Raw genomic sequence first — 26,702 nt, forward strand, 5'->3', positions numbered from 1 at the left:
GTAGGCACGAACAGCTGCGAAAATATCGCTTTTTGATTTTAAAATTTTGTACCTCGCCGCTTTGCTCGTCTGCGCACTTTGTTACGTTTATTTCACTACTCTGCTTGTCTGCGGGCGCCAGATCCTTTCTTTCGCCGCCTTGCACTGTCTCTTTTTGTCCGCTTACCGCGCCGTGATCTTGCGCCTCTACGGCGCCGAAACAGATACTCGCCGAAATTAAAGCCGAAATAGCCGCCCTTACCGCTTTGAGTAAAATCATTTTTCAACCTTTTCTTTTGCCGCCGCTGCGTGCGGACCTGCTGCGGCGTAGGATTAAATTTTAAAATTTACGCGGCGCACAAATACTCCCGCGCTAGCTAAATTTAACCGCATAGTTCGCGCGACGCCACGCCTGTCAAATTTAAACGCGACGCCGTACCTGCTAAATCTAACTGCGCAGCACTCGTAGGCCGCGCAGGTAAAATTTAGCCGCGAAATTTTACCGACGCATCTTCAACGCTACTTTATCTTTTTATATTTCCACGTCTTTTCCGTTATGAGCTCGTATTTTCCATCTTTAAGCTTAAATTCCTTAAAGCTCGTTATCGCGTAGGCGCTAGGCATCTCAAACATCATCAGCGCGGCTCCGTGCCCCACGCTATCTGACGGGATTTGGGTATCGTAAGTAGCCTCCGAGCGCCCCGTTTGCACCCATTTGCCGCTCGCGTCAAGCTTGTAGATATCCATCGCGGTATTGCTGCCGTGCTCGTCGTAGCTATAGACATATTTGCCGCTACTGGAATTTGATTCGTAGCTTTGCTCTAGTAGTCGCTCGCCCGATTTATCGTAAATTTCGCCGTTTGAGTAGCTTTTGACCCACTCTTTAAGCCGCTCGTCCCACAGATAAGAGGTCATATTAAGATCCGCACCCTTCTTGATAGCGGTCTGTTTGCTCATATTATCCCACGCGCCCTTCTCGTCGTTCCAGATGAAGCTCGTAACGATCCCCTCGCCTTTCGCGGCATCAAGCTCGTGCTTGCTCATCGTCGCGTTTTGCCACGCGCCGTCCTTAAAGGTGCTGCGGATCTGCTCGTAGCTGCCGTTTCGATCGCCGTTAAGCATCTCTCGCTCGCTGTTTTGCCACGCGCCGTTTGCAAACTCATAGGTTACGTATCCGCTCATCTCTCCTGAGCCGTCGTAGAAAATTTCGGTCTTATCTTTGGGCTGCCAGCTCTTGCCGTCCCATTTGAAGCTTATCGTAAGCTCCTCCTTATCCCACGCGTTTCTTACGGATCTGTTCATGCTCTCTTTCTGCCATTTGCCCTTTGTGAGCTTATATCGCACATCTTCGGTCGCGTTGCCGTCGTAGCTGGAGACGGTTTTGCTCGCATTGCGCGTGCCGTCATCCGCTATCGAATTTGTCTCGCGCGTCGTGACGTTACCCTTTACGCTTTCCGTGTAGTCTTCTATTTTTTTCCACTTGCCGCTTTTAAGATCGAGGTTAAATACTTCAAATTTAACCATTCCCCCCTTTTCGTCAAAGTAGCTGACCTCTTTGTAGCTAGAGCCCGGGCCGCCCGAGGAGTTCGTATCTCTTATCTGCTCCAGCTTGCGCGCCGCCGCGTCGTAGCTTAGATGCGTGCTCTCCTTGCGCTCTTTGATCGAGCTGTAGCTCATACTTTGCACCATATACTCATACTCCTTGGCAAATGCCGCCGCACAGAGCAGCGCAAGTATCGTAGCGAGCTTTTTCATCCTCTCTCCTTGGAAAAAATTTTGATAATTATATAATGTTCGTATATAAAAACGGATAAAATTTCGCCGTGCGGCTAAATTTAAAAAACTCGGGCTTTGAAACGGCGGCAGTGGAATTTTATGTCGGTTAGTCGGAATTTTGCGCGAGTTTTTGGATCGGAATTTTAAATCATCGGGCGGTTGGAATTTTATGCGAGTTTAAGCGGTCGAAATTCCGCGCAATCCGCTTTTTGAAATTTTACGCTGGCTTTCGGCGGAATTTTGCGCGGACGGCCGCTATTTAAATTTTAATCCAAACCGTCGCAAAAGCGGCGCGAGCCTCAGCCGTCTGCGTAAATTTTAAAATTTTATAAATTTGGCGCCTCGCCTCACTGTCGCGCTATGTCCGTGCCGAATGCACCTGACGGGAGCGGTAAAATTTTAGCCGCCGCCTAATCCTGCAAAAATTTCTTATCGATCAGATCGTAGTTTTTATACAGCCTACGCAGCTCGTCTCGCACCTCCATCAGCGCAAAGCCGAGCAGATTTTGCCCGCGCCACGCGCTCGGACGACTTGCGTTTTCGCTCTGCCGCCCAAGGCCGATACCCCAAATTTTATCCAGCGGGCTGGCCTCAACTAAAATTTTATCTCCCGTCGCGAGCAAAAAGCGCATCATCGCGGGATTTTGCGTAAATTTATAGTAATTGCCGCTTAGCACGACGCTGTAGCGCACCTCGCCCCAGAGCCGCTCATCAAAGCCCCGCACCTGCCTGCCAAGCGCCTTCATCTGCTTTGCGTCGCGGCTCTGCATTATCCGCGCCCGCGTCTGCTCGTCGCCGAATATTTGCGCCTTGCTCGCCATCATAAACTGCTCGGCACAGGCATACTCATCGGCATCTACGGCAAAAGGCGAGCTCTGCCACTGCCCGAGGCAGGATCCGTCCGCGGCCGCATCCGGCTTGTAGAAAAATAGAAATTCATGCGCTTCGGAAGAATTTATTAGCGAGGTTTTGTCGTATTTCGCCGCTCCGCCACGTCGCCAAAACGGCACGCCCTCGCGGTAGAAATCGTCCATATCGTCGCCAAGCTCATCGCACTCGCTAAATTCCAAATTTTGTAGCTCCGGGCAGCATCTGTCGCCGCCATGCGCGCATTTTACGCGCTCATTTTCAGACGTCTCGTCCAGCTCGTCCCAGCCGCCGTAGTGCCAAAAGCAAGGATAGGGGAAGGCCCGTGCATACGCTCTTTGCGCGGCTTCATCCAGCCGCTCGAACCACTGCCAAAATTTAAATTTATAATCCTCTGCCACGCCCATCCGCCAACCGAGCGAAAACTCGCTAAGAGCGGGGTATTTGATCCACGGCGGCGGCATCACGTTTTTTAAAATTTCGCTCACGCCCTTTCCTTAAAATTTTATTTTGAAGCATAGCTTGAAATTTGCCTAAATTTAGCCTGCGAGCTGAAATTTAGGCAAAATACGGCTAAGCTAGCAAAGCCCGCCAGAGGGTAAGCTTAGCCGTAAATTCAGTCGCAGAAGCGCTCGTCAGTGCGGTATTTCTTGCGCTCGGCGATGTAATCGGCTCTGTTTTTCGGATCGGCGAAATACTGCTTTTGCTTCTGCTGATCGGCTTTGAGCTTTTCTATCACTTCCTTTAAAGCCGCCTTGCGGTCGCTAGCCATGGATGGGAATTTATCCGAAAATATCGCCTTGTACGGATGATCCTTTACCCAATCGACCGCCTTTTCGACTATGATCTGCTGCTTGTCGATGTCGCAAAACGCGTATGGGTTGATCACGTCGCCCACAAGGTGCATGAAAGCGGAATTTGCCTCTACCGTCTCCATAAACATCGCGCCGCTGACGTCGATTACCGAAGCGAAAGAGATGAAGCGGTATTTGCCCGCGTAGAACCAAAACACCGCGTCGTCCTTAAGCCCCAGATCATAAGCGCGCGCTGCGACGGTCATCAGCGTGGTCGGAGCGACCATATCCGGGGCATCCTCGATGATTTTGATCGCCTTTTTTAGGCTCGGCACGTCGTTTTTCATCAACAGACCGTCGATCGGCTCGTAAACATGCACGTATTCGGGCTTGCCCTCCTTAGCCGAATAAAACGGCGAAACATAGATGTCGATCGAAGTGATTTTTTCCACCTTGTCCTCACTACTCTCGCTTTGGGCGCTCAAAGTCGCAGCCGCCGCCGCACACAGCAGCAGTGAACGAAATTTTTTCATGGTCTCTCCTTCGGTTAAATTTTGTAAATTCTTTTCGTAATTATACCTTGAAATTTAAGGGCGCGACGCTTTACGCGGCTAAATTTAAGCGCCGTTAGCTGCTAAATTTACATTTCAATTTAGCTCGCTCACGCAAATTTTATAAATTTTGGTGCCTTTTAAAAGAGCTAAATATTCGCCGTTTCCGTACGAGCCGCAGCCCTCATTTTTGTTATTTTTAGAGCCATCTGCGCCGAGAAAATTTAGGCTGATTTTTCTGTCGAATTCTAGCATTTCGCCTTTAAATTTAAACAAAAACAGCTCATCTTTGTCGTTATCAGCCCGGCAAAACAGCACGCTTCGCTCATCCAGCGCGAAATCGCGGCTTGCAAAAATATAATCGCTCTTTGAAAATTCTAGCTCGCACGTTTCAATAGCCGCAGAGCCCGGTTTATAAGAACTGATTTTCGGAGTATACGCCGTGGCTTGCCCGTCCTTGATACGCACGAAATCAAAACTACTGCAATAGTGCGCGTAGCACGCGCCGCCAAATAGATTTATCGCGTAGCAGTCGTGAATCCGGCTGAGGTCAAATCCATAGAGCTTTTCGCCCGCCTCGTTCCAAACGGCGAGTTCGCACTCGTCTCCGCCGAAGTTGCCGAAGAGCCCATCGCCAAAATATGAAACGTAGAGCCGCCCACCCTGCGCTATGATCTTTGCTATGCCGTCGCCCACGCAAATTTTGCCCGTCCGGGCGCCCAGCTCATCGATAAATTTTAAATTTTCCTCGCTGCGTTTTAGCTTCTCATCGTAGCGCGAGCGAGCGTTTAGTAGCGCCCAACGGTTTGGAAAATCCACGGGCACGGCGAAGTGGTAGCCGTTTTCGTCCGCGCCGGTTTTTATCTCGCGCAGCTGCCCATCTTGCATAAATTTTATGACGTATTCGCCCACATCCTCGCATAGAAAATATATCTCGCCGCACTCGGTGATGCCGATGCTGACGAGCTCTCGTGCCTCTTTTGGCGTTAGTTCGTAGCAAGGGGTTAAATTTAACCGCGATTCTTTGATTTTAATGGACTTTGACATTTTGATTTTTTAAATTTTACCGCTAAAGCCCGTTTTCGCCGCGTCGCGGTAGAAATCGATCTGATCTTTTTTGATGATGCGGATGTAGTCGGTGCTGCCGGGATGGCCGCTTTGAAAGCCCGCCGTCATCACGTAGGTGCCTCCTTCTTCGATGAGCCCGCGCTGCAGAGCCTCGCTTATGATACGTGCGAGCAGCGAGTTGATGCTCGTTTTTTCCCTGACCATCGCGGGATTTACGCCCCACACGAGACTTAGCGCGTGCGCGGTCTGCTCGTCGTGTGCGATTGCGATGATGTCGATTTTAGCGCGGTTGCGTGCGAGTTTGATCGCCGAGCGCCCAGAGCCAGTGATCGAAAGTATCGCGCCCGCGCCCAGTCTTGCGGCAAGCGCTGCGGTGCTTGAGGTGATCATATCGGTCTCGTCGTAGAAATCGTAATCGTTAAATTTATCGTAAGGATAGATCTTTTCGGTCTCGCGGATCGTCTCGCTCATCGCGGCGACCACGGCTGCGGGGTTTTTGCCGATGGCGCTCTCCTCGCTTAGCATCACGGCGTCGGTGCCGTCGAGCACGGCGTTTGCGACGTCGCTGATCTCGGCTCTGGTGGCGCGCTCGTGCTCGGTCATGCTAAGCATCATCTGCGTGGCGGTTATGACAGGCTTTGAGCGGGCGTTGGCTAAGGCGATGATGCGCTTTTGGATACGCGGGATCTCATAAAACGGCATCTCGATGCCCAGATCTCCGCGCGCGACCATTATGCCGTCGCTTGCCTCGATGATCTTTTCAATATTTTCTACAGCGTCAAATTTCTCGATCTTGGCGTAAATTTTAGCTTTTGAGCCCAGCGAGTTTAAAATTTCGCGCACGCGCAGGATGTCGTTTTGCGACTGCACGAAGGAGATGCCTACGAAATTTACGCCGTGCGCCGCGCCCCAGCGCAGATCTGCGAGGTCTTTTTGCGTGATAACGTCGATATTTAGGCGGGTGTTTGGGAAGTTCACCCCCTTATTCGAGCTTAAAAAGCCGTCGTTTTCGAGCACCGCTCGCACGCCTTGCTCGCTTACCGCGACTACCTTGGCGCGGATCGAGCCGTCGTAGAGGTAGATAAACTCGCCCGCCTTCATCAGCGGCAAAATTTCTGGGTGGTTGATACACAGCTCGTATTCGCCTTCCGCACTCTTTTTGCCGATGATTTCGCGAGGAAGGAAGGTGATTTTATCGCCCGTTTTTAATTTAAAATTTTCCTCGAGCTTGCCGACGCGGATCTTTGGGCCGCTGATGTCCTGAAAGACGCCTACGCGGACTCCTAGGTTCTTTTCTACGGCGCGGATTTTGTTTAAATTTGCCTCGTGATACTCGTGCGTGCCGTGGCTGAAGTTCATCCTAAAGGCGTTGCAGCCCGCCTTTACCATCGCGCTCATCATCTCCTCGCTGTCGCTTGCGGGCCCGATGGTAGCTAAAATTTTGGTTTTTTTAAGCATCTTTTCTCCTTTAAATTTAAAATTTATCGCCGTATTAGGCGAAATTTTGCGCGAAATTTTGAAATTTCTAAATTTCAAAATTCGTTAGACGAAGGAATTTTAAAATTTTATGGCGCGCGAGAATTTTAGAATTCTACGGCATGGTGAAATTTTAAAATTTCATAGCTTTCAGTGCAGGTTAAATTCTAAAAATTCGCGTTTGAATGAAATTTTAAAACTCTCTATATATGTGAAGCGCGAGCAAAATTCTAAAATCCTCGCCGAAGTAAAATTTTAAAATTCTTGCCCGAGCGAAATTTAAAAATTCCTCTTTATCGCATCATTTCCGCATCAAATTTTGCATCATCAAAGCTCACTCCCAAATATTCGCAGGCACTTTTTGCGTCGCGAAGCGCGTTACCTAGGCAGCTCGTAGCGCCGGGGCTTGGGGTCATATTAAAGATAATCCCCGGATTTTCGCCTATTCTTGCTTCGCCTAAAAGCAGCTTTTTTTGCGAGTGTGAGATTACTTGTGGGCGCACGCCGCCAAAGCCCTTGGCGTAGTAAATATCCTCCTCGCGGATGCTAGGTATGATCTTGCGCGCATTTTTGATGAAAAGCTTTTTACCTAAAATCGGTATCTCAAAGCCTATATTGCGGATTAAGAAGTCCCTTACCTCGCTATCGCCAAAATTTTGCCAAATAACCTTGGCTACGTCCATGTCAAAATTTAATGATTGAAAAAATTCCGGCACCGAACGACAGCCCTTGTAGCGCTCAAGCTTCGGCATCGTAAGCGCGGTAGGGCCAAATCTCGTGCAGCCGCCTGCGAGCAAATCCGGATCGCCGTGAAGCGCGGCAAATGGAAGCTTTGGGTTTTGCATCATGTAAACCTTGCCATTTAGAAGCTTTTGCTTGGTTAGATAGAAGCTACCCGCGATGCAGATCGTGCTAAGATCCTGCCCAAGCCCCATTTTGTGCGCTAGCCACAGCGAATGAGCGCCCGCATCTACGACTACGAAATCAGCACTTAGCGAGAGTCTATTTGCGGTGCGGATATAAAACTTATCGCCTACTTTAGTGATGTTTTGCACCTCGGTGTTTAGGTACAGATCGCAGGTTTTGCCCTCCACGTTTTTAGCGTTTTGCACGAAGGAATTCGCCATCGCGCCGTAATCGATCGTCGTGTAAACTCCCGATTGCACGCCCATTGCTACGATATCCTCCGCTCGCTCCTCGCCGTGCCCGTCAAAAACTAGCTTGGGCTCGATTTTTTTGAGCTCTTCCTTGTCGAAAAGCTGCAGATACGGATAAAGCTCTTTAAATTTCTCAAAGCGCTCTTTAATTAGCTCTACCTCGCTTTCGCCCACACCAAGAGCCATTTTCTGCCCCTGAAATAAAAATTTATTCTCATATCCGTGCTTTTGGCAATATTTCACGATCATATCCGCCTTGCGCTTGACTTCGGTCGCTTTTTGCAGGTCGTAGTTGGTCTCGATGTCGCCGCAATGAATCGTCTGGGAATTTGCGCTGGCTTTAGAATTTAGCGTCGCAAGCCCTTCGTATTTTTCAAGTAGAGCGATATTTTTGATTCCGCTAAATTCCGCCAGCACATATGCTAGCGCGCTGCCCGTGATACCGCCGCCTATGATGATTACTTCGTAATGTTTTTCTTGCATGCCCTTTCCTTATCGAATTTGGCTGCAATTGTGCGAAAATTTCGCTTAAAAGCTAGTTATAAAAGCGTGAATTTAGATGATTTTATATAAAATTCGCACCATTTCATTTTGGGAGTAGTATATGAAAAAATCGATTCTTGTCGGATTAAGTTTGATTATAGCCACGTCGCTGTGGGGCGCGGATAAGAAAATTTATCGCCTTAAGCTAGCTCAGACTTACGAGCTTAGTATGCCTATCGTAGGCGATGTCGCCAAGCGTATGGCAGATCTTGCAGATAGTATGTCTGATGGCAGGCTGAAAATCAGCATCGACGCGCCTAGCAAACATAAAGCACCTTTCGCAATCTATGATATGGTCAAAAACGGACAATACGATTTAGGCTATACTGCGAGCTACTATTATAAAGGTAAAAATAGCGCAAATATGCTGTTTACGACGGTGCCTTTTGGTATGACGAAAGACGAACAGCACGCTTGGTATTACTTCGGCGGAGGCAAGGAGCTAGCCGATAAATTCTATGCTAAAAGCAATCTAAAGGTCTTTAATATCCTAAATAGCGGCATGCAGATGGGTGGTTGGTTTAAAAAAGAGATTAATACGTTAGACGATCTAAAAGGGCTTAAATTTAGAATTCCAAGCTTTGGCGGGGAGGTTATGAGCCGCCTTGGCGTCGCAGTCGCTACGATACCGGTAGGTGAGCTATATATGGCGCTAGAGATGGGCACCATCGATGCGGTCGAGTGGGCAAGTCCTAGCTTTGATATACCTCTAGGCTTTCACAAGGTCGCAAATTACTATTATACGGGATGGCAAGAACCCGCTAGCGAGCAGCAGATAGTGATAAATCTACAAACTTGGCAGAAGCTTCCTAAGGATTTGCAAAATATCCTGGAAGCCTCTATCGCAAAGGCGCGCGAATACGCAGAAAATGAGACGTTTTATAAAAACGTAATAATTTGGGACGAGATCAAAAAGAAATACCCAAACGTTCAGATTCGCTCTTTTTCGCCTGAAATTATGCGTGCGCTTCGCAAGGCGACGGATGAAATTTTAGCCGAAGAAAGCGAGAAAAATCCCGATTTCAAAGAGATTTGGGAGAGTCAAAAGGCGTTTTTAGCTAAAGCTAGAACGTGGACGAAGATGGGCGATTTTACATACATCGAAAAAACGGGCGACGTTGAAGCCGAGCAGAATTTTACCGCTTCGGTGAAAAAAATCTCTGTTCCTGAGCCCGTAAATATCGCAGCCAGCGAGATAAATGCAAGCACTGCTGCACCAAAAAAAGAGGATAATCAGACGAAATAGTGCTTCGCTTTTAAGTTGCGTTTTTATGCCGCGCTAAACTAAGCGCCAGATAAAGGTGTATGCGGCTTAAATTTGATCGGCAATTTAGGCAATTTAGGCGAGGCGCGGGTGATTAAAATGCAGGCGATTTGCTTATTGCAGCTGCATAGCTCGGAGTATCTTTAAAATTTTAATTTACGAAAGTAGCGATGAAATTTTATCGCTGCTTTAGCATTTAAGTTAAGGCGTGCAATTTGCATCATTGCTTTTAAAGTCCAATTTAAAAGCCGCTCGGTCGCCGCCGCACAAGGCTAGAATTTCATCAAGCTTTGAGCCTCCTCCTTTTGTCTTATTCTTTTATCTCTTATGTTATTTAATCTTGATATTTTGCCGTGCTTGCTTGCGGGTGACATTGAGCGAGAGAGAATTTAATCTTGCTTTTTCATTTTGCGTAGTTAGCGGAGGAGCTTTGGCGAAGCGTGCCAATCTGAGATTTTAAATTAGTAGCGTTCATAAATTCCGCATTTTAAAATTTTGGTGCTCTTATGCCGATACGACTTTTAAATGAAATTTGCTTCTGGTTTTCTTTCTATATAAAAGCGGCAAACTTCAAATAAAATGCAAAATTTTAAAATTTACACGCTTAAATATCACAAGCAATGAGAATTTAAAATTTTGTCTTTCGGATATTAAGTACAAAGCGCGTTAGAAAAAATTTTATAGGTCAAATTTCATTTTAAGCGATTGCAGATTTAAAGCTTGTATGCAAATACTTTTAGAGCCTGCTCTAGTTAGAATTTATCACTAAACTAGACGGGCTCAGCCTTGGAATTTCAGCGCGCCAATTTTAAAATTTTGCGCGAGTTAGGCTTAAAATTTTAAAATTCGATTCTACCTGCGAAAACTCTTAAATTCCACGGTTTAGAATTTTGATACAGAATTTTGCCATAACGCTATTTCTTGGGATGCGATAAAACTACGCGGCATGCAAAAGCCGCGTAGAATATTGAGCTAGGCTCGCTGCTGCAAGCCTAGCGAATGTCGTAAGCTAAAAAGGCGCTACTGCAAAGCGTAAAATTTTATTTCAAAGCCTTAAAAAGCTCCACGCTATCGAGCTGTTCCCACGGATATTCGTCGTTTCCGACCTGTCCGCGTGCGGCGACGTCGGCGTAGAGAAAGCTTCCTTTGCCGGGGCGATCAAGACCGAATTTATCGATGATCCAGCGCGGCGTGAGCGGAAATTTTTCAAGCACAAAAGCAGATAGCTCATCGTCGCTCGCCGCGCCTAAATTCGTCCCCATGCAATCGACGCTGACGCTGACGGGCTTTGCGACGCCGATTGCGTAACTGAGCTGGACGATGCATTTTTTCGCAAGCCCTGCCGCGACGATATTTTTGGCGATATAGCGCGCCGCATAAAGCCCGCTGCGATCGACCTTGGTGTAGTCTTTGCTGCTTTGAGCGCCGCCACCTATAGGGCTGTAGCCGCCGAAACTATCTACGATTAGTTTGCGCCCCGTTAGGCCGCTGTCGTGAAGCGAGCTGTGATTTACGTAGCGGCCGGTCGGGTTGATGTAGATGATCGTTTTGTTTTTGTCGTAAAGCTCCTTTGGAAGCCCCGCCGAATCGATCAAATTTCCGATCAGATCTCGGACGCGCTCGATACTCATACTCTCGACGCATGGCGCTGAAACCACGATCGTATGGATGCTTTGCGGCTTGCACTCCTCAAAATTGCTCTTCGTGCCGTAATCGACGCTAACCTGCGTCTTAATATCGACGCCAAGCTCGTTAGGATGAGATTTTGCGTAGGCATAGACGTGATCGCAAAGAAGCCTCGCGTAGGTGATCGCCGCCGGCATAAAATTTTTCGTTTCGCAGCTTGCGAAGCCGAACATTATGCCCTGATCTCCCGCTCCGATCTCGCCGCCCTCTTGATCGACGCCTTGGTTGATGTCGGGGCTTTGCTGGTTTAAAAATACGTCCACTTGCAGATCCTGCGGATGCAGGCACTGCGCGCGCGTGAAATGAGGGTTATCGTTGTAGCCGATCTCGCTAAGCGCGCCCTTTACGATGTGGCGGTAATCGTCGTGGGTAAAATCGATCTTAGCGTTTACTTCGCCACCGATTACTACGTGTTTGCCTGCGATGAAAACCTCCGCTGCTACGCGTCCGTTTGGATCTTGTTTTAAAATTTCATCCACGATGCTGTCTGCGATGATATCGGCGCACTTATCCGGATGACCGGGGCTTACGACCTCGCTGGTAAATAGATACATATCTGCTCCTAATTAAAATTTCGGGGCATTTTATCTAACGAGGTTTTAAGATTAACTAAAAATTGCGAAATTTCGCCCAAATTTAAATGTGCTTAAATAAAATTTCGATATATTTCAAACGACGTTTTGATTGAAAGGTAAAAAATGAGTTCGATTCAAAAATTAGTAGCCAGCTACAAAGATAAAAATCTAGTTCTGCGCATAGTTACAGGCTTGATAATAGGAGCTATTTTGGGCTTTGCCGCACGTTCAGCGGCAGGCGATATTGCGGCAGAGCACACTTCGCTTTTAATAAACGTAGTAGCTTTTGCGGAAATTTTAGGAAATTTATTTGTAGGCGCCCTTAAGGCGGTCGCTCCGATTTTGGTTTTTATCTTGATTTTAAGCTCGATCGTAAATAAACAATACGGTAGCGCAAGCGGCTTAAAACGCGTGGTCGTCCTATATATCGTAGGCACCTTTTTGGCCTCGTGCGTGGGGGTGGCGGCTAGCTTTTTATTCCCGACGGATCTTGCTCTAAGCAGTGTCGGCGCCGCGGAAAATACCGCTCCTGCGAGCGTCTGGGTCGTGCTAAAAGACCTGCTTTTTAAGGTCGTGGATAATCCCGTAAACGCTATCGCGCACGGAAACTACGTAGGAATTTTAACCTGGGCGATAGGTCTTGGCGTCGCGCTTAAATTTTGCACTAATGAAACAAAGAAAATTTTTACCGATCTGAGCGAAGCGGTAACCAAAATCGTGCAATTCGTAATCCAGCTCGCGCCGTTTGGAATTTTCGGCTTAGTAGCTTCTACCGTGTATCAAACCGGCGTCGATGCGCTGCTTGGATATGCGCGAATCGTAGTCGTGCTCGTAGGCGCGATGGCGTTCGTAGCCCTCGTGGTAAATCCGCTCATCGTCTTTGCGGTGATTAAGAAAAATCCATATCCGCTCGTATTTACCTGCCTGCGCGAAAGCGGCCTCACGGCGTTTTTCACCCGCAGCTCGGCGGCGAATATCCCGGTAAATTTAAATTTATGCAAAAAGCTCGGCATCAGCGACGAGCTAAGCTCGATCTCGATCCCTTTGGGAGCTACGATAAATATGGCGGGCGCTGCGGTGGTAATCGCGATCTTGGCGCTTGCTGCGGCTCATACGCTTGGCGTGCGCCCCGATTTTTGGACGGCGCTACTGCTTTGCGTGGTCTCGGCGGTCGGTGCGTGCGGCGCTAGCGGCGTGCCAGGCGGTTCGTTGATGCTAATACCGCTTGCGTGCTCGCTCTTTAATATCTCAAATGACATCGCAATGCAGGTCGTCGCGATCGGCTTCATCATCGGCGTGATTCAAGACTCAGTAGAAACCGCGATCAATAGCTCCACGGACGTGATTTTTACGGCGATCGCGTCGCAAAGTATGCAAAAATAACTCACCTTAAAATTTACCGCGATTTCCGCTAGGGCGGCGGATCTCGCGGTTTTTAAAATTTTACTTATTCTTTTTTGATAAAATTATCCAAAAATTTTAAAAGGAAATCGATGAATTGGAATTTAGGCGAGCTGTTTGCAAACGAAGCGGAATTTAGCGGCGCGATAGATAGCGCGGCTGCGCAGGCTCGGGATTTTGAAGCTAAATTTAAAGATAAGCTGCGCGCTCTTAGCGCGGAGGAATTTTTAGGCGCGCTTGAGCTTTATGAGAGCATCAGCGAGCAGATCGGCAAAATAATGAGCTTTGCGCATCTAAGATTCGCGCGAGATACGAGCCTTGGGGCGCAGCAGGCTAAGACGGAGCAGGCTTGCAACGACATTTCGCAGAGCCTGCTCTTTTTCGAGCTCGAGTTTAACGAGCTTGACGGCGCAAAACAGGACGAGTTTATCGTGCAAAGCGGGAGATTCAGATATTATTTGAGCCTACTTAAGCAGCGCAAGGCCCACCAGCTAAGCCTGCCGCAAGAAAGCGTGCTTTTAAAAACTTCGCCCGTAAGCGGCGAGGCGTTTTCGCGACTTTTTGACGAGAGCATGGCGCGGATGAGCTTTGATTTTCGCGGGCGCAAGCTCGGCGAGGAGGAAATTTTAAGCCTGCTTCATAGCTCTGATCGCGAGGTGCGAAAGGACGCCGCAACCTCGCTAAGTGCGGTGCTAGAGCAGAACTCCCACCTGCTTGGCTACATCTACAATATGATCAAAACCGATCTTAAAATTCGCTGTGAGCTGCGCGGCTACGATAAAGCCGAGGCGGTGATGCACGAGGAAAATCAGATAAACATCGCAAGCGTCGATGCTCTGATCGCAGAGGCGGAGCGAAGCTTCGCTCTAGTCGGCAAATTTTACGCCAAAAAGCGTGAAATTTTAGGCTACGACGCGCTGTATGATTACGACAGATACGCTCCGCTTGGCGGCGATGAGAGCGAGTTTAGCTTCGAGCAGGCTAAGCAGATCGTGCTAGCGGCGTTTGAAAAATTTAGCCCGAAATTTAAGCAGATTGCGCTGATCGCGTTTGAGCGAAACTGGATCGACGCGATGCCCGCGCAAAATAAGCAAAGCGGCGCGTTTTCGCATTCGGGCTCGCGCGATACGCACCCTTTCGTGCTTTTAAATTTCACGCGCAAGCGCCGCGACGTATTTACCCTCGCGCACGAGCTGGGGCACGCGATACATCAGTATCTAAGCTACGGCGTAGGCTATTTTAACTCCTTCACGCCGCTAACGACGGCGGAGACCGCGTCAGTTTTCTGCGAGATGCTGGTGTTTGATTATATGCGCGAAAATTTTTCAAATTTAAACGGCTCGCCAAATTTAAAAAGCGCCGCCGCCTCGGACAGTTCGCAAAATTTAAAGCGCGATGCTTCGCAAGAGGCTCAGGGCGGTGAAATTCCAAACGAGTACGCCGTAAAACATGCCGCCTCGCAAGACTCTGCGGGTCCGAGCGAGCTTGCGGCGCTCGATACGGATACGCCCTCGCAGACTGCAAGCGATAAGACCGCGCTAAGAGCGATGCTTGCGGCAAAGATCGAGGATATCTTCGCGACGCTTTACCGCCAGATCGGATTTACGACCTTTGAGCGGCGTGTGCATGCGAGCGCGGATGAGCTAAGCGTTGAGCAGGTGGGCGAGCTTTGGATGGAGGAGTCGCGCAAGATGTTTGCGGGCGAGCTGATATTGCAGGATCATTACAAAAGTTGGTGGAGCTACATCCCGCACTTCATCCACACGCCGTTTTACTGCTACTCCTACGCCTACGCGCAGCTTTTGGTACTCGCGCTTTACGGGCTGTATAAGAGCGGCAGGCTTGAAAATTTCGTTCAAATTTACACCGAGTTTTTAAGCTCGGGCGGCAGCGATGAGCCGCAAAAGCTAGTGGCGAAATTCGGCTTTGATATCAATAAAAGCGAGTTTTGGCGCATCGGCATAGAGCAGGTCGCGGCGCTTGTAGATGAGTTTGTGAGGGGTTAGGATGATAGATAAAATTTTAAAAGACGATAAATTTATCGCTGCGAGCAGCACACATATAGGCGCGGTTTTGGACTACGTTTTGGCTCTTGGATATGGATTTGGCATCGTTGCGAGGACGGATCAGATAAAATTTGACCCGCCGCTGTCGGAGGAAATTTTAAAAAGCTTCAAAATGCCCGCGATCTTTTTGCAGCTGGAGGAATACACGCTTTCTAGCGCGCATCTTAGCAAGGATGAGCTGGTTTTCGAGGCGGGCTTTGGGGCGCAGGATTTTGCTAGCACGCTTAGCGTGCCGTTTTACGCGGTCTTGCAGATCGTCGTGGACGGCAAGCCCATCGCGGTAAATTTCTCCCAGCCCGAGTCCGAATGGCTTAAGCGCGAAAAATCGCGTAAAATTTTCTCAAAATGAGTGATATTTTAGAAGGTCTTAATCCCGCTCAGCGCGAGGCTGCGAGCCACGTTGACGGAGCGATGTTAATCTTAGCGGGTGCGGGCAGCGGCAAAACCAAAACGATCACCGCGCGCCTTGCTTACTTGCTATCAAACGGCGTGCCTGCAGAGAATACTCTCACGCTTACGTTTACGAATAAAGCCGCCGCCGAGATGCGCTCGCGAGCGCTTAATCTGATAAGCGGGTTAAATTTAAGCGGAGTGCCGCTTCTGTGCACCTTTCATAAATTCGGGCTTTTGTTTTTGAAATTTCATATTAGCGAGCTTGGGCGTAGCGCAAACTTCCAAGTAATCGATACGGACGATAAGAAAAAGATCATCAAGGGCTTTGAGATAAATTTGCCCACGTCGCTATTGGCGGCTAAAATTTCAACCTACAAAAATTCTCTAATCGATCCCAAAGATATCGACGAGCTTCTAAAGGGCGAAGATGACGAGCTAAGCAGGATGTATAGCGGATTTTACGCGCATTGCGCTGATGCATATAAGCGCTACGAGGCGTATTTGGCGGCGAATAATCTGGTGGATTTCGATGATCTGTTGATATTGCCGTATAAAATTTTAAACGCTAATGAGCGACTATGCGATGAAATTTCGCGCCGCTACGCCTATATCACGGTGGATGAGTATCAGGATACCAACGACATTCAATTTAAACTTCTGCAAAAGCTCTGTACCACGCATGAAAACCTCGCGGTAGTGGGCGATGACGATCAGAGTATCTACGGCTGGCGCGGCGCACGGATAGAAAATATCTTAAATTTTAAAGATCAGTTCTCAAACGTGAAATTTATCAAGCTCGAGCAGAACTACCGCTCCACGGATGAAATTTTAAATGCCGCAAACGAGCTCATCTCGCACAACAAAAACCGCCTCGGCAAGAGCCTTACTAGCATGAACGGCGGGGGCGAAAAGATCGAAATTTTACGCTCGGACGAAGAGAGTATTGAGGCGGCAAAGATCGCAGAAGCTATCAAAAAGCTACTTTCAAGCGGCGTAGCGCCCTCTCAAATCGCCGTGCTTTACCGCGTAAACGCTCTTTCGCGCGCGCTGGAAGAGGGGCTGAATCGAGCCAAAATCCCGTACAAAATGGTAGGCGGCGTGAAATTTTACGAGCGCGCCGAGATCAAGGATACGATCGCCTATCTGCGCTTGGTAAATGACGAGCACGACGACTTTTCGATGAGGCGGATCATAAACGTGCCCAAGCGCGGCATCGGCAAGGTCTCGCTGGCAAAGCTCGAGGAGCTTTCGCGCCTGCGGCTCATCAGTCTATTTGACGCCTTTAGCGAGCCGGACGCGGGGCTTAGCGCCAAGGCGGCGCAGGCTCTAGCGGAGCTTAAAAGCGGCATCGCTTCTATCTCCGCGCTAGCCGATACTATCAAAAAAATAGACGCGCTGGAGCCCGCTTTCGGGCTAAAGGCTTACTACGCTTCGCTGCCCGACGGCGCCGATCGCGTCGCAAATATCGACGAGTTTTTGGCGATGCTGAAGGACGAGGCGAGCAATAAGCCCGATTTTGATCTGGCGGAATTTTTAAACGAGCTGAGTCTTCTTAGTGATCAAGACGCTATCATGGGCGATACGATAAATATAATGAGCGTGCACGCGAGCAAGGGGCTTGAATTTTCGCACCTTTTCGTAATCGGACTGGAGGAGGGCTTTTTCCCGCTTTTGGGCGACAGCAATGACATCGAGGAGGAGCGTAGGCTTGCATACGTAGCGATCACGCGCGCCAAGCGCACTCTCACGCTTAGCTTTGCCGCTAGCCGCTTTTATCGCGGCAAGCGCGAGAGGCTGGATGCTAGCAGGTTTATAGCCGAGGCGGGTTTGGTGGCTAAAGAGCCGCCGCGCGAGCAAAGTAGCGGCTTTAGCAAGGGCGAGCTGATCAAACACAAACTCTTCGGTATCGGACAGATCACGGCGGTAAACGGCGACCGGCTCACGATAAATTTCGGCGGAATTTCGCGCGTGATAATGTCGAATTTCGTAGAAAAGATCGGCTCTTATGAATAGATTGTTTTTGGCGGACAAGCCCGCGGGCATCGGCAGCAATAAATTTTTAAGCGCTCTTAAGCGCAAATACGGCGTGAAAAAGGCGGGCTTTAGCGGCACGCTCGATCCCTTCGCAAGCGGCGCGCTGATCGTGGCATTCGGGCAATACGCGCGCTTTTTTAGATTTTTGAAAAAGGAGCCAAAAGTTTACACTGCGACGCTGTGGCTGGGCGCGCAGAGCCCAAGCGGCGATAACGAAAACATCGAGCGCGTGGAACAAATTCCGCCGCTTTCGCGCGAGGTTTTAGACGCTGCGATGGCGCAAATGCGCGGCGAGATAAAATTTATCCCGCCCGCTTTCAGCGCCAAGAAAATTGACGGCGTGCGCGCATACAAGCTCGCTCGCGCGGGCGAAGAGGTGAGCCTAAAAGAGAGCTTGATGCGGGTTTTTGATGCTGAAATTTTAAGCTACGCTCACCCCTTCGTAAGCTTTCGCGTTGCGCTTAGCGAGGGCGGCTACGTGCGCTCTTTCGCGCAAATTTTGGCAGAAAAGCTAGGCGTTTGCGGTACACTTAGCGCGCTTAGGCGGGAGAGCGAGGGAGTTTTTGACCTGCAAGATCCGCGCTTTGCGGATGAGGCGGCGCTAAATCCGCTCGAGTTTTTGGACCTCGCGCCGAACTTTTACGACGGCGACGCTCGCGACGTGATCTTGGGTAAAAAGCTCGCCGCAAAGGATCTGGCTAGCCGCGCGGACGGGCGCTATTTGCTTATCTGCGGCGATTTTTACTCGATCATCGAGATTGGCGCGGGCGAGGTGAGGTATCTTTGGAACGACGTTCCGATCGCGGGCGGCGCGTTTTAAGCCGCGGCCCCAGCCTGCGGCGGAATTTTGATCGGGCGGCCCTGGCTTGAAATTTGAGCGGTTATAAATACGGCGCGTTTTAAATTTGCTAGCATAGCGCGCCGCTATGTATGGTTAAATTTTGCCGTAGGCCGCGGTGGGCGAGCGATCGTACTCTTTCGTTGCGCACGGATCGCAAATCGGCATCGGGCGGAGTAAATTTAAAATTGAAACATGCGGCTCCGCAGGCGGCGCTCGCTCTCGAAAGGCATAAATCCGCGGGGCTAAATTTAAACGCGGCGAAGCGACGTTTAAATTCGCTTTTGCCGCGCGATGGTGCCGCGCCGCGAGATTAAAATTTCGCGATTTAAAAGGCAGCATAGGCTGGAGCTTGTCGCGGCAAGCAGTCATTGCCGAATATAATTCCGGCTCGCGGTAATGCGTAGTCTGCGCCTACGGGTTTGATTTTGCGGCGCACCGCTAAGCTAAATTTAACGCAAGCGCACCTAGGCGCAGAAGGAGTAAAATTTGAAGGCTTATGCAAAGATCAATGTTTTTTTAAAAGTCGTCGGCACGCGCGGCGGTTACCACGAGATCGCCTCGCGCTTCGTGCTGCGCAGAGAGCTGTTTGACGAGATAAGCTTTGAGCGCGCGAGCGGCTTTGCGCTTGAATGCGGCGGCGCGCAGATCGCGGATAACATAATTTTAAAAGCCAAGGCGGCGCTTGAGCAGGCGGGCTTTGCGCGCGAGCTTGCGGAGTTTTTCGGCTCGCACAAGATCGTGCTTAAAAAACGTATTCCGATCGGCGCGGGTCTTGGTGGCGGCAGTAGCGATGCGGCGGCGTTTTTACGGCTTGCGAACGAGGAGTTAGGCTTAAAAATTTCACGCGAGCGGCTTACCAAAATCGCGCAAAATATCGGCGCGGACGTCGCGTTTTTTGTTAGCGGGCTTGAGGCCGCAAACGTACGCGGTATCGGCGAGATCATCGAGCCTTTCGAGGACAGCTTGCCCGCGATCGAAATTTTAACGCCCGCGATCTTTTGCTCCACTGGCGCGGTTTATAATGAGTTTCGTGCAAGCTTCATGCAAAATATAAACGCCGCGCAGGCGCAAGAGATGTTGCGTTTAAGCAGCGAGCAGCTGCTGGCGCAATATGGCGGCTTTCAGCTAAACGATCTTTTCGCGCCGTGCATAAAGCTATATCCGCAGATGAGCAAGTATCGCGATATGTTTCTAAGCGGTAGCGGCAGCAGCGTGTTTTTCTTAAAATAGAAAAGCCGTGGCGCGCGGTTAAAATTTAAAAGCTAAATTTAAAGATAAAATTTAAAATTCGCTCGCCCGCTTTTAAATTTAAGCAAAAACGGGCTAAGCTTAGGACCAAATTTAGAAGGAAAAAGATGAAAGAACTGAGTAAAAATCGCAAGGCATTTCACGATTTTACGATACTTGAAAGCTTTGAAGCGGGCATCGTGCTAAAGGGTAGCGAGGTCAAAGCCCTGCGCGCGGGCAGGGGCAATCTCAAAGATAGCTTTTGTCGCGTGATCCGCGGCGAGCTGTTTTTGCTAAACGCGCATATCAGCTATCTGGAGAGCACTAACGCGCATTTTCGTCCCGATGAAGGGGCGGCGCGAAAGCTTTTGATGCACAGAAAGCAGATCGACAAACTGCTTGGCGCGGTTAATAAAGAGGGCCTTACCATCGTGGTTTTGTCGCTGTATCTCAATGATAAAAACCGCGTAAAGGCGCGTATCGCTTTGGCTAGTGGCAAAAATCTGCACGATAAGCGCGAATCGCTAAAGCGCAAGGAAGCCGACCGCGAAGCGCAAAGCGCGATGAAGCGATACGACAAGCATTCATTTTAAATTCACAAAACTTTGGTTAAAATGCGGGCTTAAATTTAAACCCGAAGGAAATGCAATGAAGAAATTTTTACTATTATGTTTGGCGATTTTTGTTTTAAGCGGCTGCGGAGATGATTCGCAGAAAAAGACGGGCCCTGCCGGCGAGAATCCTGCCGCGAGCGAGAGTCAGATGGCAAAAAATTCCGCGCAAGATAAAAATGACGAGCGTATTGGTGGAGAAAGCGGCGAGGAGGTAGCTTTTACGCCGTTTAAAACGGGCGAGCGCCTTACGCTTAAAAGCGTCGTAGGCGGCGAGGTAACGATCGAGCGCACAGAAAAGGGCTTTAAGCTCGCGGACAGCGATAAAATTTTGATGTTTGATATTTTTGGTACTTACTGTCAGCCGTGCCGCATCGAAGCGCCGCATCTGATGGACTTTCAGTTAAAAAATTCCGCGGATTTTCTAATGGTCGGCTTGATTTATTTTGAGGACATTACGGACGCGCAAGTGATCGAAAATTTTACGAAGAAATTTAACGCGTATTATTTCATCTCCAATTCAAAACAAAACGAGCGCATAGTGGGTCAAATTTTAAGCGACATTGGTTATCGCCACGCGCTTTCGATCCCTTTTAAGGTGGTGCTTAAAGATGGAAAATATCAAAGGCTTACCGACATTAACGAAGGCGATGAGCGGGGCAAGCCGTATTACTTAGGCATGGTCGATACTGATGTGATAAAAAGCGATATCGCCAGGATAAAAAATGGCAACTAAAACCGGCGTGCAGATTCGCACTCGCGCCAAAACAAAATCTTTCGTGCCTCGTCCGTATAAAGTAATTTTACTCAACGACGACGAAACGACGATGGATTTCGTGGTTTATATTTTGATGGAGATTTTCGCTAAAAACTTTAACGACGCCGTAGATTTAATGATGAAAGTGCACAAGCAGGGTCGCGCGGTTTGCGGCGCGTATCCTAAAGAGATAGCCGAGTGCAAGCAACAAGCGGTTTTACAAGCGGCAAAGGTCGCAGGATTCCCTCTTAGATGCGAGATCGAAGAGGATTAAATTTAAAGGAAAGCAATGATAGGATTTTTTTTAAACAAACATTTTGAACAAGCAATCAGCGTCGCAAATGACGGCGAGGACGAATACATTACTACTTCGCACGTAGTTTATGCGATTTTTAAATACAATAAGCCCTTTCACGGGCTCATCGCCAAAGAAATTCCGGATATTAACTATCTAAATATCTTGGATAATCTGGGCGGGCTTTTGGATATGATGCCTAAATCAAGCGGCAAGGCTCCGGCGCAGACGATAGAATTTAAGCAGTTCTATACTGAATTAAATAACGCTAAAGAGCCTAAAAATGAGCTTGATTTTATGCTTAAAATTCTAAATGATAAGGAAAACGACTGCACTAAAATTTTAAATCACTACGGTATCAATGCCGCGATTTTTGAGCTTATCGTGCGAAAGTACAAATCCGCTTTCGATCACCGCGATGAGGTCGTTTCTCGCGACGAAGCCGCAGCGATTAAGCTAAACTCATACGATATCGATGATATCACGCATGCGATGAATTACGACGAAAGTCGCAGGCAGTGGCAGAATACGGAATTTGAGCCTGCGTTTGAGGGCGAAAAGGACGCCATAAACGAGCGCGATATTAAAAAGGACTCGCCTAGTTCACTTTATACAGCAAACCTCAATAAAATCGCGCTTGAGGGCAAGATCGATCCACTCATCGGACGCGAAAAAGAGATCGAAAAGACGCTGCAAACCCTCTGTCGCCGTAAGAAAAACAATCCGATCTTAGTGGGCGAAGCAGGGGTTGGTAAAACCGCAATCATCGAGGGCATTGCGCTAAAAATCGTCCGCGGCGAAGTGCCAGAGAAGCTAAAAAACAAGGTAATTTACGCCCTTGATGCTGGCGCGCTAATCGCAGGTACTACGCTGCGCGGGGAGTTTGAGGAGAGGCTAAAGGATCTCATAGACGAGTTTAGCGCTAATCAAAACGCGATTTTATTTATCGATGAAATTCACACGATCGTTGGCGCAGGTACGGGCAATCGCAACGAACTTGATATGTCAAACATCCTAAAACCTTCGCTTGCAAGCGGCGAGCTATCGGTCATCGGCGCTACTACATACGGCGAATACCGCTCGTTTTCGCAGGATAAGGCGCTTAGCCGCAGGTTTTGTAAGATCGATGTAAGCGAGCCTAGCATTGACGATAGCGTCGAAATTTTAAAAGGCGTAGCCAAAAGATATGAGGAATTTCACGGCGTAAAATTTAGCGACGAAATTTTGCGTGATAGCGTAACGCTTGCTAAAAAATATCAAAGCGATAAATTCCTTCCCGACAGCGCCATTGATCTCATCGACGAGGTGGGCGCGAGCTTTGCGTTTAAACCGCACGAAGCTCCGCTTGAAATCAGTAAGGACGATTTGGTAAATACGCTTTCGATTAGCGCGAATATCGCAAATTTAAGCAGTAGTGTCGATAATAAACAAGTACTAAAAAATCTGGAAGCTAATATCAAGCGCGAAATTTTCGGTCAAGATGAAGCGGTTAGCAGCCTTTGCAAGGCACTTTTGCGCTCTTACGCCGGGCTTGGAGGCGCAAGCTCCCCAATCGGCGTATTTTTGTTCGCAGGTAGCAGCGGCGTGGGCAAAAGTGAGCTAGCCAAGGTCTTAGCTGCGCAGCTTGGAGTACATTTTGAGCGCTACGATATGAGTGAATATATGGAAGCTCACAGCGTCTCGAGGCTCATCGGTGCGCCTCCCGGATACGTGGGCTTTGAAAACGGTGGAATTTTAACGAATAACATCAAAAAGCACCCATATAGCGTTATTTTATTTGATGAGGTAGAAAAAGCTCATCCTAGCATGACGAATATTTTTTTAGGAATTTTCGATAACGCAAGTCTTACCGATAACAACGGCGTTACGACCGATTTTAAAAATACGATCATAATAATGACGTCTAATTTAGGCACGAAAGAAGCGCCGCAGGTCGGATTTACAAAAGACGAGAGCTATAAAGTAGATAGCGCCATAAGAAGCTTCTTTGCGCCGGAATTTCGCAACCGCATCGATAAAATCATAAATTTTAACCGCTTAAGCGGCGAAATTTTAGAAAAGATCGTGGATAAAACTATCGGCGAGCTAGAGTCGCAGCTAAAAAACGTAAAGATTAGTCTAAACAAGGAAGCAAAAGATTTGATTATCTCGCGCGGCTATTCGGACGAGTTTGGCGCGCGAAATTTAAAGCGCGAGATCAGCTCTCAGATCAGCGATCATATAAGCGGCGAGCTGCTTTTTGGCGCGCTGCAAGAGGGCGGCTTAGTTAGCGTGAGCGTAAAAGATGGCGAGCTAAGCTTTAGCTTTGCTTCTACGCCTTTGCCGCAGATAGAAAAAAAGCAACCAGCACTAGCTCAAAGCAGTGTCGTTAAATAATGGCTCGGTTTTACGATTTTCCAGATCCTATGGATGCGCCCGATTTTGCGCCGCTTGCAAGTGGCGGCGATCTGAGCGAGGATTGCTTGCTTAGCGCTTATAGCGCAGGGATATTTCCGTGGTTTAGCGAGGATGAGCCGATTTTATGGTGGTCGCCCAATCCGCGCGCAGTGCTTGATCCGCGTGAAGTGCGTGTGCAAAAGTCCATTAAGCCCTATCTTAAGCGATATGAAGTGAAATTTGACGCGAATTTTAAGGGCTTCATCGAGCGCTGCAAAGACGTACGAAAAAAAGAGAGCGACGGCACGTGGATCAGCGAGCAGATCGTGCAGGCTTACTCGCGTTTGGCAGCAGACGGTTACGCTCACAGCGTCGAGGCGTACGAGGACGGCGAGCTTGTGGGTGGGCTATACGGGCTAATTTTTGGGCGTGTGTTTTGCGGCGAGAGTATGCTGAGCCTAAAGAGCAACGCTTCGAAAGTCGCGCTGATTAGGCTTTGTGAGGTGCTTGCAAATTTCGGCTTTTTAATCGACTGCCAGATTATGAACGAGCATCTGAAATTTATGGGTGCTAAAGAGATGCCGCGAGCGGAATTCCTCGCTCTATTTGCTGAGCTTAGTGCGCAAGATAGCGGCTTTGAGCGCTTTGCGGATCTTAAAGTTCCGCGCGGAGCGCAGCATTGAGTCAAAACTTGAGATGCAGCAGCGTAAAAAATGCGCGGAATTTAGAATTTTAAAGAAATAAGATGTGGCAAAGAGATAAAAGCTCCTCGGTCGGTATGATTATCGTGATGTTTATATTCGTGCCGGCGGCGCTTTTTGTATTTTTGGCGATTTTATATTTTTGGGGCAGCACTGAGCGCAAGCTACCGCGCCTGGATGTCAATGAAACCAACAGCGCGATCCGCGGCGCGATAATCGCAAAAGATAACTACGTCGCGGCAAATTCCGTCAAACTCTACAAAGTTAGCGTCGATGCGCGCAGCATCGATAAAAACAAGCTTGATCTTTTCGTGCGGCTATACTGCATCTACACGGGCGATAGTGAAAAGCGCGTCAAAAGCGCGATCGAGGGCTCTGGCGGCACGACCGTGCTGTCGTATAAGATCGACGCCAAAACCGCCGTGCATCTAAAAGAGCTTGCATATAAGCTAAATTTAAAAAAGGTCTTCGTAAGCTTCATAGGCTCAAACGGCAGGTTAAATCCGCCTATCCGCATGAGCGTGACCGAAAGCGGCGAGAAGCGCAGCTACAATGTCGGCGATTCGCTCACTCCGTTAATCGGCTATATCAATAAAAAAGAGGTTGATGGCATTACAAAGGTTAGTGGTATCAAAGGGATCGAGAAGTACTATGAGTATTATCTAGCGCCGGTTAGAGATGAGTTTATCGTGGGTCCGCGTGATATCGGTGGTAATATCATTCTAGAGCGCAGCAGCAAAAAAACGGGCAGGATCGACGGCTACAACGTCCGTCTAAGCGTGCCACTAACGCTGCAAAGAAAGATAGAGCGCCTAAGCGATGAGGGCGCTGATAATTACGATGCGCGAGAAATCGTGGTGGGCATTATGAACTCCAAAACGGGCAAAATTTTATCCCTTGCGACCAATGCCCGCTATGACCCCTCAAACATCACGAAAAACGATCTTAAGAATTTAAATTTTACCGCGAGCGAATACGCCTACGAAGTGGGCTCGATTATGAAGCCGATAATTTTCGCAATCGCCTATGATGCCAAAGCCGTCAAACCGGGCGAGATCATTAATACCTATAACGGCAGCTATAAGCTTGGTACTCGCACGATCCGCGACACGCATCCTGCAAAGCAGATGAGCGGCGAGGAGATCATCATCCACAGCTCAAATATTGGAATGATTAAAATTTCAGAGCGGCTGGAGGGGCAGGCTATTTATGACGGGCTGATGAACTTCGGTATGTCGCAAAAAACGGGTATCGATCTGCCATATGAGCAAAGCGGAAATATACCTAGTATCAAAAGCCTGAATAATAAAATTTACAAAGCCACGATCAGCTACGGCTACGGCGCGCAGATGACCTTCCTTCAGATGCTCAATGCCTATACCGTCTTTAACAACGGCGGCGTCATGATTAGCCCGCGCCTAGTCGAAAATCTAGAAAATAACGGCAAAACTTACATCGTCAACGAAAGCGAAACCCGCCAAGTAATCTCTAAACCTACCGCTGACGTAATAAAAGGAATTTTAATCAAAACGGTTGAGAGCGGCACTGGGCGCAAGGGGCGGGTAGCGGGGCTGCAAATCGGCGGCAAGACGGGCACTGCGCGCATCGCCAAGGGGGGCGGCTATTCGAGCGCCTATAATAGCTCGTTTTTTGGCTTTGCCAATGACGCAGATACCAGCTACACGATCGGCGTTTTGGTGCGCGAGCCTAAAAGGGGCAGCTACTACGCCGCTCAAAATGCGCTGCCGATCTTTAAGCGGGCGGTAGGAATTTTGATAGAGGAGGGCTATCTAAAGCCCGCAGCCGACGCAAACGCCACGCAAAAGGTCGAGATCAAGGATGAGGCAGTTGAAATTAAAGATTAAATTTGCTAAATTTCGCGAGATTTTTTTGAAATTTTGCGGCTTGCGTTACGGCGTCGAAATTTTACGCAATGCGACGCGGCTTCGTGAAATTCAGCGGCGTTTAAATTTTACGGCGCGGAATTTTGGCGGCATAGAATTTATCGGCGCAAATTTTAACGGCACGAAGATGGAATTCTATCGCGACGCAGAATTCTACGTGGCGTAAAATTCCGCGTCAAGGTAAAATTTTAAATTTGCCGTCACGCAAGTAACGCAAGTAAAACAGCGAGTGAACTTAGCTGTTTAAATTTAAAACGCGGCGCTATTAAATTCGCGTCGTATGCCCGTGCAGCTGCGAAATTTAACGAGTTTAACGGCAAGGTTTAACGATGAAATTTAACGCAAAGAAAAGAGGAAAAT

23 protein-coding genes are annotated in these 26,702 nt (G+C 48.6%); 15 read left to right on the top strand and 8 right to left on the bottom strand.

The window, feature by feature from the left end:
* The 6 genes from Q0257_RS02850 to pyk form a co-directional block, all read right to left on the bottom strand.
* Positions 1–259 (bottom strand): hypothetical protein (locus Q0257_RS02850; RefSeq protein ID WP_298021301.1); only part of this gene is annotated, 259 nt, incomplete at its 3' end.
* A 239-nt stretch (positions 260–498) separates the two neighbouring features.
* Positions 499–1,734 (bottom strand): hypothetical protein, encoded by a 1,236-nt coding sequence (locus tag Q0257_RS02855; protein WP_298021304.1) that lies wholly within the window; start codon positions 1,732–1,734, stop codon positions 499–501.
* 431 nt (positions 1,735–2,165) lie between these two features.
* Entirely contained in the window at positions 2,166–3,110 is a 945-nt protein-coding gene (locus tag Q0257_RS02860; protein WP_298021306.1) for an NADAR family protein, read from the bottom strand.
* Positions 3,111–3,238: 128 nt separating this feature from the next.
* Positions 3,239–3,949, bottom strand: a complete 711-nt coding sequence (locus Q0257_RS02865) for a cytochrome-c oxidase (RefSeq protein ID WP_298021309.1) — start codon at positions 3,947–3,949, stop codon at positions 3,239–3,241.
* A 114-nt stretch (positions 3,950–4,063) separates the two neighbouring features.
* Entirely contained in the window at positions 4,064–5,014 is a 951-nt protein-coding gene (locus tag Q0257_RS02870; RefSeq protein WP_298021312.1) for a hypothetical protein, read from the bottom strand.
* Positions 5,015–5,023: 9 nt separating this feature from the next.
* On the bottom strand, positions 5,024–6,493 hold the full coding sequence (gene pyk / locus Q0257_RS02875) for a pyruvate kinase (protein WP_298021315.1): 1,470 nt from the start codon (positions 6,491–6,493) through the stop codon (positions 5,024–5,026).
* A gap of 109 nt (positions 6,494–6,602) precedes the next feature.
* Here pyk and Q0257_RS02880 point away from each other — a divergent pair, with 109 nt between their 5' ends.
* The gene (locus tag Q0257_RS02880; protein ID WP_298021317.1) at positions 6,603–6,770 is read left to right on the top strand and encodes a hypothetical protein; all 168 of its coding nucleotides are present in this window, start codon (positions 6,603–6,605) and stop codon (positions 6,768–6,770) included.
* A 34-nt stretch (positions 6,771–6,804) separates the two neighbouring features.
* Here the strand turns inward: Q0257_RS02880 and Q0257_RS02885 are convergent, their stop codons facing one another.
* The gene (locus Q0257_RS02885; protein WP_298021320.1) at positions 6,805–8,151 is read right to left on the bottom strand and encodes an FAD-dependent oxidoreductase; all 1,347 of its coding nucleotides are present in this window, start codon (positions 8,149–8,151) and stop codon (positions 6,805–6,807) included.
* 121 nt (positions 8,152–8,272) lie between these two features.
* Between Q0257_RS02885 and dctP the strand changes: the two genes are divergently transcribed.
* Positions 8,273–9,457: a TRAP transporter substrate-binding protein DctP gene (gene dctP, locus Q0257_RS02890; protein WP_298021323.1), complete on the top strand. Its 1,185-nt coding sequence runs from the start codon at positions 8,273–8,275 to the stop codon at positions 9,455–9,457.
* 1,058 nt (positions 9,458–10,515) lie between these two features.
* Here dctP and metK read toward each other — a convergent pair.
* The gene (metK, locus tag Q0257_RS02895) at positions 10,516–11,715 is read right to left on the bottom strand and encodes a methionine adenosyltransferase (RefSeq protein ID WP_298021326.1); all 1,200 of its coding nucleotides are present in this window, start codon (positions 11,713–11,715) and stop codon (positions 10,516–10,518) included.
* A 144-nt stretch (positions 11,716–11,859) separates the two neighbouring features.
* On the opposite strand from metK, the gene sstT reads away from it, so the two are divergent.
* The 13 genes from sstT to Q0257_RS02960 all read left to right on the top strand — a co-directional run bounded on the left by sstT (position 11,860) and on the right by Q0257_RS02960 (position 26,508).
* Positions 11,860–13,119: a serine/threonine transporter SstT gene (sstT, locus tag Q0257_RS02900; protein WP_298021329.1), complete on the top strand. Its 1,260-nt coding sequence runs from the start codon at positions 11,860–11,862 to the stop codon at positions 13,117–13,119.
* A 110-nt stretch (positions 13,120–13,229) separates the two neighbouring features.
* On the top strand, positions 13,230–15,143 hold the full coding sequence (locus tag Q0257_RS02905; RefSeq protein WP_298021331.1) for a M3 family oligoendopeptidase: 1,914 nt from the start codon (positions 13,230–13,232) through the stop codon (positions 15,141–15,143).
* Between the two features lies 1 nt (position 15,144).
* Positions 15,145–15,552 carry a hypothetical protein gene (locus tag Q0257_RS02910; protein WP_298021334.1) on the top strand — a complete coding sequence of 136 codons (408 nt, stop codon included), beginning with the start codon at positions 15,145–15,147 and terminating at the stop codon, positions 15,550–15,552.
* Positions 15,549–17,609, top strand: coding sequence for a UvrD-helicase domain-containing protein (locus tag Q0257_RS02915; RefSeq protein ID WP_298021338.1), 2,061 nt, complete (start codon positions 15,549–15,551; stop codon positions 17,607–17,609). Before Q0257_RS02910 ends, Q0257_RS02915 begins: the two co-directional genes overlap by 4 nt.
* Positions 17,602–18,450 (top strand): tRNA pseudouridine(55) synthase TruB, encoded by an 849-nt coding sequence (gene truB, locus Q0257_RS02920; protein WP_298021341.1) that lies wholly within the window; start codon positions 17,602–17,604, stop codon positions 18,448–18,450. Before Q0257_RS02915 ends, truB begins: the two co-directional genes overlap by 8 nt.
* A gap of 507 nt (positions 18,451–18,957) precedes the next feature.
* The gene (locus tag Q0257_RS02925; RefSeq protein WP_298021344.1) at positions 18,958–19,701 is read left to right on the top strand and encodes a 4-(cytidine 5'-diphospho)-2-C-methyl-D-erythritol kinase; all 744 of its coding nucleotides are present in this window, start codon (positions 18,958–18,960) and stop codon (positions 19,699–19,701) included.
* 125 nt (positions 19,702–19,826) lie between these two features.
* A complete protein-coding gene (gene smpB / locus Q0257_RS02930) occupies positions 19,827–20,291 on the top strand; it encodes an SsrA-binding protein SmpB (RefSeq protein ID WP_298021347.1) in 465 nt (154 codons plus the stop codon).
* A 55-nt stretch (positions 20,292–20,346) separates the two neighbouring features.
* Positions 20,347–21,045: a TlpA family protein disulfide reductase gene (locus Q0257_RS02935; protein ID WP_298021350.1), complete on the top strand. Its 699-nt coding sequence runs from the start codon at positions 20,347–20,349 to the stop codon at positions 21,043–21,045.
* Positions 21,035–21,340: an ATP-dependent Clp protease adaptor ClpS gene (locus Q0257_RS02940; protein WP_298021353.1), complete on the top strand. Its 306-nt coding sequence runs from the start codon at positions 21,035–21,037 to the stop codon at positions 21,338–21,340. Before Q0257_RS02935 ends, Q0257_RS02940 begins: the two co-directional genes overlap by 11 nt.
* 15 nt (positions 21,341–21,355) lie before the next feature.
* Positions 21,356–23,737 (top strand): AAA family ATPase, encoded by a 2,382-nt coding sequence (locus Q0257_RS02945; RefSeq protein WP_298021356.1) that lies wholly within the window; start codon positions 21,356–21,358, stop codon positions 23,735–23,737.
* Complete coding sequence (gene aat, locus Q0257_RS02950) at positions 23,737–24,420, top strand: leucyl/phenylalanyl-tRNA--protein transferase (RefSeq protein WP_298021358.1); 684 nt, start codon at positions 23,737–23,739, stop codon at positions 24,418–24,420. Before Q0257_RS02945 ends, aat begins: the two co-directional genes overlap by 1 nt.
* Positions 24,421–24,482: 62 nt before the next feature.
* On the top strand, positions 24,483–26,303 hold the full coding sequence (locus tag Q0257_RS02955) for a penicillin-binding protein 2 (RefSeq protein ID WP_298021360.1): 1,821 nt from the start codon (positions 24,483–24,485) through the stop codon (positions 26,301–26,303).
* Positions 26,287–26,508, top strand: a complete 222-nt coding sequence (locus Q0257_RS02960) for a hypothetical protein (protein ID WP_298021363.1) — start codon at positions 26,287–26,289, stop codon at positions 26,506–26,508. Before Q0257_RS02955 ends, Q0257_RS02960 begins: the two co-directional genes overlap by 17 nt.
* The last annotated feature ends 194 nt before the right edge of the window (positions 26,509–26,702 follow it).

Origin of the sequence: uncultured Campylobacter sp., assembly GCF_938018035.1 — a bacterium.
Taxonomy (GTDB): Bacteria; Campylobacterota; Campylobacteria; order Campylobacterales; family Campylobacteraceae; genus Campylobacter_B.

Bases quoted from the DNA above. Each gene is read 5' to 3' on its own strand.
- Q0257_RS02935 (WP_298021350.1), top strand. From the start codon at position 20,347: ATGAAGAAATTTTTACTATTATGTTTGGCGATTTTTGTTTTAAGCGGC.
- Q0257_RS02880 (WP_298021317.1), top strand. From the start codon at position 6,603: ATGGCGCGCGAGAATTTTAGAATTCTACGGCATGGTGAAATTTTAAAA.
- metK (WP_298021326.1), bottom strand. From the start codon at position 11,715: ATGTATCTATTTACCAGCGAGGTCGTAAGCCCCGGTCATCCGGATAAG.
- dctP (WP_298021323.1), top strand. From the start codon at position 8,273: ATGAAAAAATCGATTCTTGTCGGATTAAGTTTGATTATAGCCACGTCG.
- pyk (WP_298021315.1), bottom strand. From the start codon at position 6,493: ATGCTTAAAAAAACCAAAATTTTAGCTACCATCGGGCCCGCAAGCGAC.
- Q0257_RS02855 (WP_298021304.1), bottom strand. From the start codon at position 1,734: ATGAAAAAGCTCGCTACGATACTTGCGCTGCTCTGTGCGGCGGCATTT.
- sstT (WP_298021329.1), top strand. From the start codon at position 11,860: ATGAGTTCGATTCAAAAATTAGTAGCCAGCTACAAAGATAAAAATCTA.
- Q0257_RS02885 (WP_298021320.1), bottom strand. From the start codon at position 8,151: ATGCAAGAAAAACATTACGAAGTAATCATCATAGGCGGCGGTATCACG.
- smpB (WP_298021347.1), top strand. From the start codon at position 19,827: ATGAAAGAACTGAGTAAAAATCGCAAGGCATTTCACGATTTTACGATA.
- aat (WP_298021358.1), top strand. From the start codon at position 23,737: ATGGCTCGGTTTTACGATTTTCCAGATCCTATGGATGCGCCCGATTTT.
- truB (WP_298021341.1), top strand. From the start codon at position 17,602: ATGAATAGATTGTTTTTGGCGGACAAGCCCGCGGGCATCGGCAGCAAT.
- Q0257_RS02940 (WP_298021353.1), top strand. From the start codon at position 21,035: ATGGCAACTAAAACCGGCGTGCAGATTCGCACTCGCGCCAAAACAAAA.
- Q0257_RS02955 (WP_298021360.1), top strand. From the start codon at position 24,483: ATGTGGCAAAGAGATAAAAGCTCCTCGGTCGGTATGATTATCGTGATG.
- Q0257_RS02870 (WP_298021312.1), bottom strand. From the start codon at position 5,014: ATGTCAAAGTCCATTAAAATCAAAGAATCGCGGTTAAATTTAACCCCT.
- Q0257_RS02865 (WP_298021309.1), bottom strand. From the start codon at position 3,949: ATGAAAAAATTTCGTTCACTGCTGCTGTGTGCGGCGGCGGCTGCGACT.
- Q0257_RS02910 (WP_298021334.1), top strand. From the start codon at position 15,145: ATGATAGATAAAATTTTAAAAGACGATAAATTTATCGCTGCGAGCAGC.
- Q0257_RS02945 (WP_298021356.1), top strand. From the start codon at position 21,356: ATGATAGGATTTTTTTTAAACAAACATTTTGAACAAGCAATCAGCGTC.
- Q0257_RS02905 (WP_298021331.1), top strand. From the start codon at position 13,230: ATGAATTGGAATTTAGGCGAGCTGTTTGCAAACGAAGCGGAATTTAGC.
- Q0257_RS02915 (WP_298021338.1), top strand. From the start codon at position 15,549: ATGAGTGATATTTTAGAAGGTCTTAATCCCGCTCAGCGCGAGGCTGCG.